General features: G+C 73.3%; 4 protein-coding genes. 2 read left to right on the top strand and 2 right to left on the bottom strand.

Translation table 11 applies throughout. The annotated features are described in order from the left end of the window. The first annotated feature begins 65 nt into the window (after window positions 1–65). Window positions 66–1,616: a hypothetical protein gene (locus tag MTBUT4_RS13410; RefSeq protein ID WP_173980197.1), complete on the top strand. Its 1,551-nt coding sequence runs from the start codon at window positions 66–68 to the stop codon at window positions 1,614–1,616. A gap of 156 nt (window positions 1,617–1,772) precedes the next feature. Here the strand turns inward: MTBUT4_RS13410 and MTBUT4_RS13405 are convergent, their stop codons facing one another. Then, window positions 1,773–5,150: a translocation/assembly module TamB domain-containing protein gene (locus MTBUT4_RS13405; RefSeq protein WP_173980196.1), complete on the bottom strand. Its 3,378-nt coding sequence runs from the start codon at window positions 5,148–5,150 to the stop codon at window positions 1,773–1,775. 9 nt (window positions 5,151–5,159) lie between these two features. Then, window positions 5,160–6,935, bottom strand: coding sequence for an autotransporter assembly complex family protein (locus tag MTBUT4_RS13400; RefSeq protein WP_173980195.1), 1,776 nt, complete (start codon window positions 6,933–6,935; stop codon window positions 5,160–5,162). A gap of 339 nt (window positions 6,936–7,274) precedes the next feature. Between MTBUT4_RS13400 and MTBUT4_RS13395 the strand changes: the two genes are divergently transcribed. After that, a complete protein-coding gene (locus tag MTBUT4_RS13395; RefSeq protein WP_173980194.1) occupies window positions 7,275–8,603 on the top strand; it encodes a DEAD/DEAH box helicase in 1,329 nt (442 codons plus the stop codon). Window positions 8,604–8,917: the final 314 nt, after the last annotated feature.

Below are 8,917 nucleotides of genomic sequence, written 5' to 3'. Positions count from 1 at the left end.
TGATGGCCCGGCGCTGTTCGGCGGCTGATGTTGCCCGTGCGGTGGCTGTGGTCTAATAGAGAGCCATGAGTCCCACCGACGACCCTCGCGACCGGTTCAAGCGCCCCCTGGAACGGCCCGGCCTGACGCCGACGCCGGCGCCGCCGTCGCAGCGCAACGCGCTGGTGCCGGCCGGGCCGGTGAAGGACGAGGCGCCCGCGCCCGGCGGCCTCGCCCGCCTGCTCGATGCCGTCGCCAAGATGTTGTCGCCCAAGCCGGCCACACCCGCCCAGGCGCAGCAGCAGCCGACCGCCACCCCCGCCGCCGAGCCGCCGGTGTTCACCGTGCTGGTGGCGGCGGTGAACGGCGACAGCGCCGACGGCGCCGCCTCGCAGGCCCTGTTCAAGCTGTTGGAGACCCGTCCGGCGCTGAAGGTGCGGCCGTTCCCCCGCCCCTTCCAGCTCGACACCCTGGAGGACCCGCAGTTGCTGGCGGCGCTGCTGTCGGCCACCCGCCACGCCTTGGCCGACGAGAACGCCGATCTGCTGGTGTGGGGCGATTTCGCCAAGGACGGCTACCGCCTGCGCCTGGCCGGCCCGGGCCTGCCCGACGACGAGCGGCCGGGCAGCTTCGGCCCCACCACCCGCATCGAATTGCCGGTCAACCTGGGCGAGCCGCAGCTGAACCTGCTTTACGCCGCCATCCTGGCCGCCGCCGAGCCGGCCACCGAGGTCCAGCGCGCCGCCATGCGCCGGCTGCTGCCGCCGGCGGCGCAGGCGCTCGAGCCGCTGGCGGCCAAGCCGCCGGTGTCGCTGTCCATGGCGCAGCAGCGTTCCATCCAGTTGGTCAACGCCCATGTCGCCGTCGCCTGCGCCCTGGCGGTGCCGCCGTCCCAGGCCGAGTCCTGGTTCCAGAAGGCGATCGACGGCTACAAGGCGGCCGAGAAGCGGCTGGGCCGCAACGAGGCGCCGTGGGAGGCCGGTCTGCTCGCCCGCCACCTGGGCGCCGCCTGGGCGGCCCGGGCCGAGCGCTCCAAGGAGCACGCCCGGTCCCATTGGGAGGAGGCGGTCAAGCACTGGCGCACCGCCGCCGAGACCCTGGCGCGGGCGACCATGCCGCTGGACTGGGCGGCGACCCAGGCGCGGCTGGGTGTGGCGCTCTATCGCCTCGATTTGCTGACCGGCGACACCGAATTGCTGCGCGAGGCGCTGACCGCGCTGCAGGCGGCCATGCAGGTCCACACCCGGGCCGAGGCGCCCCACCGCTGGGCCGAAATCATGCACAACGTGGCCCAGGTGCTGGAGGTCTACGGCGACCAGCTGAAGAACCCCGACGTGCTCAAGCGCGCGGTGGACGCCTGTCATTCGGTGCTGGAGGTGCGCTCGCGCGAGCGCACGCCGCTGGCCTGGGCGGCGGCCAGCAACACCCTGGGCTCGGCGCTGTTCCTGCTGGACAAGCACGGCGGCGGCCTCGGCCACCTGGAGGAGGCGGTGCTGGTGCTGGAGGAGGCGCTGCAGATCTTCCAGGCCCACGGCGCCAAGGGTCCGGCCCAGGTGGCGGCCCGCAACCTCGCCCACGTCCGCAAGCTGGCCGAGGACCGCAAGGGCCGCGCGGTGATCGACCCGGGCTGGCGGTAATGTGAATGACTCCCCTCCCCTTGATGGGGAGGGGTTGGGGGCGGGGTGATGCCGCACACTCATGCTCCGACGCGGTTCCCCCCTACCCCAACCCTCCCCCGCGTGCGAAGCACGCATTGTTGTAACGCGGGCTTCGCCCGCAAGGGGGGAGGGAGCCTAATAATTCCTGCGCCACAGCACACCGAAGCCGCTGCCCGATTGCTGGCCGATCTCGGTCTCCACCGCGAAGCCGCCGCCCAGATCCTGTTCCACCGCCACCGAGCCGGTGCCCTGGGTGCCCTGCTCGACCCGCACGAAGGTGTCGCGGCCGATATACTTGCCGGCGGTGAGGCTGGGGCCGCCCTCGCCGTTCTCGCCGCCGCCCACCTCGAGCACGTCGAGCCCGAGCATGCCGCGCACGTCGCCGATGGGGTCGAAGCCGTCGCCGCCGCCGGTCAGACCCGACGCCGCCAGGCGGCCCAGCTGGATCTGCTGGAACGCCGACAACTCGCCCGCCTCGCGGCCGAACAGCAGCCGGGCCAGCACCTCGTCCTGGGGCAGCGGCGGATCCGAGGTCACCGCCAGCTCCGGTGCCTGCGCGCTGCCGCTCACCTCGACGCGGGCATCGACCTCGCCGGCCCGCGCCGTGGCGGCGACGTCGAGGGCGGGATCGCCCGGATCGCCCTGGAACACCACCCGGCTGTCCTCGGCCAGTTCCAGCCGCCGCCCGAGGAACTCGAACTGCCCGCGCACCGCCGCGATGGTCCCCGACACGATGGGATCGGCGGCGGTGCCGGACACCGCCAGTTCGCCCTGCCATTCGCTGTCGAGGCCGCGGCCGCGCACGAAAGCGTGCTCGATGGCGACTTCGACGGCCAGGGCGACGGTCGCCGGCATGGCCGCCTCGGCCGGTTCGCCCTCCTCGGGCGGCGAGACCGTGCGCCCGCCCACCTCGGTCACCTCCAGGGTGACCGGCCCGCCGCCGCGCAGGCGGCCGATGTCGATTTCGGCCCGCGGCACCCTCAACCGCCCGGCGATGCGCGCATCGGTGCCCTGCCCGGACAGCGACAGGCGGCCGCTGGCTTCCGCCTCGGCATCGTCGCGGCGCAAGGCGGTGAAGCGGTCGAGCGCGATTTCGGCGGTCCAGGCGCCGCCGAACCCGCCCGCCCCTTCCAGCCGCACCCGGCCACGTCCGCCGTCACTCCCCTCGGCCAGCAGGCGCGCCCGCTCGTCCTCAAGGGTCAGGGTGGCGGACAAATTCATCACCGCGGTGCCGGTCTCCAGGTTCTCGTAACGGCCGCGCGTCACCGCCACCCGGCCGCCGAACGCCGGTGCGTCGGGCGGACCGGCGACACGAACGGTGCCGTCCACCTGCCCGGCGATGATGTGGCCGGGAACCGGTGACAGGGTCCCGATCAGTTGCGCCAGGTCGCCCTGCAGCCGCGCCTGCCCGGCCAGCTGCCCGTCGGCAAGGCGCCCCGACAGGGTGGCGGCGGCGCCGGTGGTGACCAGCCGGGCGGGCTCCAGCGCGACCCGGCCGGGCCGCCACCACAAACCGGCCGGCGCCGCCAGGGACAGCCGCGCCCCGTTCCGTTCGGCGTTCAGCGCCGTCACCGTGGCCCGGCCGGTTTCCCCGGCGCGGCGCACCCGGCCGGCGGTGGCGAGGCGCAGGTCGTCACGGACGGCGTCGAGATCGAAGCGGAAATCCTCGGGCGTGCCGTTCAGGGTCAGGCGGAGATCGCCGATGGCGGTGTCGTCCAGGGCCAGCCCGCTGCCGGTCAGGTCCAGCGCCAGCCGCCCGCCGGCGGCCAGCTCGACCTCGGCCTGCAGCGTTCCGGCCAGCGGCACGCCGATCACCTCGCGCCACTGGCGCAGTTCGGGGATGCTGCCGCGCAGCCGGCCGCGCGGGCCTTCGGGGGCGAACACCAGCGCCCCCCGCACCGCCGCCGCGCCGGAGCGCAGCGACAGGTCGGTCAGGCGCACGGGGTCGAGGGCGATGCGGCTGCGTCCATCGATTCGTCGGCCGGCGATGTCGAGGGCCGCCTCGACCGCCCCGGCCGGCGCGCTGGCCAGCCGGGTCAGCGCCACCTCGACGATGCCTTCGGCGGGCGGCGCGCCGCCGAAGCTCAGGCCGGCGACCCGGGCGGTGGCGGCGACGGAGGGGTCGGCCGGCGCACCGCCCAGATGCCCGGTCGCCTCGGCGCCGCCACTCAGCTCCGGTGCCAGCACGGCAAGGTCGGGCAGCCGGGCATGGAGCCACAGATCGAGCCTCCCGGCGGTCACCTTGCCCTCGGCCCGGGCCTCGCCGCCGGCGCCCTCCAGGCGCACGCCGCGCAGATCCACCTGCCGGCCGTCCAGGCGGAAATCCCCCGACAGCCTGGGCGCCGGCCCCAGCAGCCGGTCGAGCACCTCGGTGCCGGTGGCGAGGCCGGTGCTCCGCACTTCCGCCCGCCCGTCCAGGCGCAGCCCGACCAGGTCGCCGGTCAGCCAGCCGCGCAGGCGGGCGGCCCCGGATACCCCCAGCAGCGGCCGGGCATCGTCCAGGTCGGCGGCGACACGCAGGGCGGCGCGGCGCCCGGATTCCTCCACCATGCCCGAGACCGCCACGCTCATGCCGGCGGCGGTCAGGCGCGCCTGCCCCAGCAGCAGCCGGCCGGCGGCCAGATCCAGGTTGCCCGCCGCGTTGGCCTCCAGGGTTGGCACCGGCAGCGCACGGCCGTCCCAGGCCGGCGCGGTCACCGCGCCCGACAGCGCCGCATGCCAGGTGTCGCCATCGGGCATCAGCCGGGCATTGAGGCGCGCCGCGCTCCAGCCCAGGCCGGCGGCGCCACCCGGCCCGGCCTCCAGGCTGCCCGCCAGCACCGGCGCCGGCAGGCGCCCCGACACCACGCCGCTGCCGCCCACCGCTCCGGCCAGCGGCACCCCGGCCAGTGCCTGCCAGCGTTCCAGCCGCGGCACCTGCAGGTACCAGCGCAGGTCGAGATAATCGCTGCCGGCGGTGCCGGCGACCCGCACGAAGCCGCCGCCTTCGACACGGGCATGAACATCGACGCGGCCGCCGCCGCGGCGCATCTGGAAGGTGCCGGCCACCTCCAGGCGCAGCTCCTCGCCCAGGACCGCCGGCGCCAGCACCACCGGCGCCGACAGCTCGTCGAGGCGCAGGGCGAAATTCGGAAGATCCCCGCCCTCACCGCCGCCCTCGCCGCCCTCCGCCGGCAATCGGGCGACCGCCACCTGATCCGCCGCCAGCCGGTCGATGTCGAGCACCCGCCGCAGCAGCAGCGACGGATGCCAGTCGAGCCGCGGCGCGGTCACCGTCGCCCAGGTGCCGGCGGCATCCTTGAGGCGGAGGTGGTCGGCGCGAAGACGGAACGGCCAGTCGATGGCCAGCCCGTCCAGTTCCACCTGCTGCGCCGTCCGCGCCTCCACCTGCCCGGCCACGAAGCGCTCGCCCGGGGCCGAATGGATGAAGGCGACCGCACCGCCGAGCAGCACCGCCAGCGCCACGACGATGGCGCCCATACCCAGGCCGAACCTGCGGAGAATCGGAGACATGCTCTGGATTTAGAACGCCTGCCCCAGACTCAAGTACACCTGAAAGGGATCATCGATATCGGGACGCGGATTGACCGGCACCGCCACATCGGCGCGGACCGGGCCGAACGGCGTGTTGTAGCGCAGGCCCAGCCCGGCGCCCCACAGCAGCCCCTCGCCGAAATCGGGGCGGCGGGTGCGGAACGCGCGCCCGGCTTCGACGAACGGAACGACGGCGACGGCATCGGTGACGTTGATGCGGGCCTCGGCCCCGAAGGCCAGCGCCGACAGCCCGCCCGCCGGCGTGTTGTCGGCCTCCAGCGGCCCCGCCTCCTGGTAGGCGAAGGCCCGCACCGAGCCGCCGCCGCCGACATAGAGGCGCTTGTCGGCCGGCACCGCGTCGAAGCCGCCGCCCAGGATGGCGCCGATGCGAGCCCAGCCGGCCAGCACCACCCGGGGGTCGTCCAGCACCTTGACCATCTCGGCGTCGTAGAGGTCGATGCGGGTGAAGCTGTCGCCGCGCACGTCGAAGAACGGCCGCAGCTGCAGCCGCATGCGGTTGCCGCTGGTGGGGTCGAGCAGGTCGTCGGTGGAATCGTGGCGGGCCTCGAGGGGGAACGACAGCAGGGTGAACTGCCGGGCCCGCCCCGCCGCGCCGGCGTTATCGCGATCCTCGGCGGTGCGTTCCAGGGCGGTCGCCGCCGAGGCCCGCCAGGTCCTGCTCAGCAGCCATTCCAGGCCGCCCGAGGCGCCGATGGTGCGGGTCACGAAGGCGTCGGTGCGGCGTTCCTCGGCGGTGGCGGTAAGCAGCAGGTCCTGGTCGACGGCACCGGTATCGGGATTGCGGTAAAGGAAATCCAGGCCGGTGCGGATCTGCGACAGCTCGAACCCGGTGCGCAGCCGCTCGGCGCCGCCGTGCAGGCTGCGGTGCTCCCAGAACAGCTCGCCGCCGAAGCCCTCGTTGGACGACCACGAGGCGGCGGCGCCCACCGAGCGGCGGTCGGCCTCGTCCAGTGTCACCGTCACCGGCAGCCGCTCCCCGTCCACCACCCGCTCGGCGGTGGTGATCTTGATGGTCGAGAACAGGCGGCTGTCGCTCAGGGTCTTGCGCATCTCCTCGACCCGGGACAGCGAAAACCGCTCGCCGGCCGCCCACGGTACCCGGTTGCGCACCCAGTCGGGATCGAGCCGCTCCAGCCCCTCGACGCGAATCTCGCCGAAGCGGGCCAGCGGCCCGGCGGCCACCTGCAGCGTCACCTGCATGGAGCGGTCGCGGTGGTCCACCACCACCTGGCGGTCGGCCACCTGGGCCAGCGGATAGCCCTGCTCCGACAGCCGCCCCAGCAGCGCCGTCTGCGCCGCCACCACCGCCTCGGCGCGGGCGCGTTGGCCGATCTCCAAGCCAAGCTGGTCGAAATCCGGCGTCTCCGGCTCCGGCGTGGCGGATTGCGGCACGAAGTGAACGCGGTAAGCTACAAGGCGGTAGGCGGGTCCGGGCTGAACGGTCAGCGTGGCCACCGCCGGCACCGCCGCGGCATCGACCGCCACGCTGGCGGTGCCGCCGTAATATCCCTCGGAGCGCAGCACCGCCTGCACCGCGTCGATGTCGGCCTCGGCCCGCGCCCGCAGCGACGCGACGCTGGCCGGCGGCCTGTCGGCGCCCTGGACCAGGCGCGATTCCTCCTCGATGCGGCGACGCAGGTCGGAATCGTCGATGCCCTCGAGGGCGACGCGGTAGGGCACGTCCTGGGCGCCGGCCGGCAGCGGCGCCAGGGTTGCCAGAAGGATCAGGACCGCCAGGCGCATGCGTTCCCCTTCGCCAACGACCGGGCGAGAGTGTAGGCAGCCCGGCCCGCTTGCATAAGCCGGCCGGACGGCCGACAACCTAGGTCATGCCGCTGCCCGTGAGGTATTTCATTGCGCTCGGCACCGAAGACCTGCTACAAGCGCCGCCAGGGCGAAACCGCCCACCGACTCTTTCGCGATTGCGCGCGGGGGACACCAGGCCGGCCCAAGGGTCGCCGTCCCCACCTCCCGAAGAGTTTCCCCATCCTTCCCCCAGGGTCGCGTGCCCCCAGGGCACCCATCAACCGACGCCCCGCGACGGCTTGGCCGTGGCGCGCGCCCCTTTATCGAAAGAATTCCATGACCTTGTTCACCGAGCTCGGCCTGATCGAGCCTTTGACCCGCGCCCTCACCGACGAGGGCTACACCACCCCGACCCCGATCCAGGCCGCCGCCATCCCGACCCTGCTCGAGGGCCGCGACATCTTAGGCATCGCCCAGACCGGCACCGGCAAGACCGCCGCCTTCGCCCTGCCCATCCTCAACCGCCTCGCCACGGTGCGCCAGCGGCCGCTGCCGCGCTCGGCCCGCGCCCTGATCCTCACCCCGACGCGCGAGCTGGCGGTGCAGATCGGCGAGGGCTTCGCCACCTATGGCCGCCACGTCAAGTTCAAGCGCGCGGTGATTTTCGGCGGCGTCGGCCAGGGACCGCAGGTCAACGCCACCGCCGGCGGCACCGACGTGCTGGTGGCCACCCCGGGCCGCCTGATCGACCTGATGGACCAGGGCCTGCTGAAGCTGGACAGCGTCGAGGTGTTCGTCCTCGACGAGGCCGACCGCATGCTCGACATGGGCTTCATCCACGCGGTGCGCAAGATCGCCGCCCGCCTGCCGAAGGAGCGCCAGACCCTGCTGTTCTCGGCGACCATGCCCGACGCGGTGGCCGAACTCGCCGCCGGCATGCTGCGCCACCCCCAGCGCATCGAGGTCACCCCGGTGTCCTCGACCGTCGAGCGCATCGAGCAGCGGGTGCTGTTCGTGTCGCGCGACAACAAGCGCAACCTGCTGGTCGACCTGATGAAGGACCGCAAGGTCACCCGCGCCATCGTCTTCACCCGCACCAAGCACGGGGCCAACCGGGTCGCCGAACAGCTGGAGAAGTCGGGCGTGCCGGCCGACGCCATCCACGGCAACAAGAGCCAGAACGCCCGCCAGAAGGCGCTGAACGCCTTCAAGGCCGGCGAGTTGAAGGCGCTGGTCGCCACCGACATCGCGGCGCGCGGCATCGACATCGACGGCGTCACCCACGTCATCAATTTCGAGCTGCCCAACGAGCCGGAAAGCTATGTCCACCGCATCGGCCGCACCGCTCGCGCCGGCGCCGACGGCATCGCACTGTCGTTCTGCGAGGCCGAAGAAGTGGCCTATCTGCGCCAGATCGAGAAGACCATCCGCCAGACCGTGCCGGTCGAGGACAATCACGCCTGGCACTGCTCCAGCACGCACCGCCTGCACACCTCCAACGCCCGCGCCCCCAAGCCGCCCCAGCGTGGCGGCCTCGGCCGGCCGCAGGCCGCGCCGGCGGGCAAGCCGGCCCACGGCAAGCCCAGCCGCCCCGGCGCCCCGGCCGCGCAGAAGCACGCCGGCCCCCAGGCCAAGGCCCATGGCGGCCACGCCCGGCGGGGATAGGCTCATGCCCCCCTCCCCTTGACGGGGAGGGGGCTCACTTTTTTCCACGCCCTTTCAAAACGTTGCCGTCATGGCCGGACTTGATCCGGCCATCCATGTGGCGCTTCGGCATCGGCATTCAGGGGGCGGAGAGGCGTGGATGCCCGGGTCAAGCCCACTTCTGTCCGGTTTATTTTTCGGAGAGCCTTCGGGAGCTCTTGGTGTCGGCCGCGTCCAGGGTGATGTTGGCGGAAGCGGACAGATTACCCTCGCCCGCCTGCGGGACCTTTGCGAAACTATGCCCGAGGACGCCCTCGTCCTTATCTGATCCGAAA

The sequence above is a fragment of the Magnetospirillum sp. UT-4 genome (assembly GCF_902729435.1).
Classification (GTDB): domain Bacteria; phylum Pseudomonadota; class Alphaproteobacteria; order Rhodospirillales; family Magnetospirillaceae; genus Magnetospirillum.
Note: the sequence above shows the minus strand (reverse complement) of the source record. Positions and strands in the feature narration are given on the sequence as shown.

Coding starts and splice junctions, on each gene's coding strand:
- MTBUT4_RS13410 (WP_173980197.1), top strand. CDS start 66: ATGAGTCCCACCGACGACCCTCGCGACCGGTTCAAGCGCCCCCTGGAA.
- MTBUT4_RS13405 (WP_173980196.1), bottom strand. CDS start 5,150: ATGTCTCCGATTCTCCGCAGGTTCGGCCTGGGTATGGGCGCCATCGTC.
- MTBUT4_RS13400 (WP_173980195.1), bottom strand. CDS start 6,935: ATGCGCCTGGCGGTCCTGATCCTTCTGGCAACCCTGGCGCCGCTGCCG.
- MTBUT4_RS13395 (WP_173980194.1), top strand. CDS start 7,275: ATGACCTTGTTCACCGAGCTCGGCCTGATCGAGCCTTTGACCCGCGCC.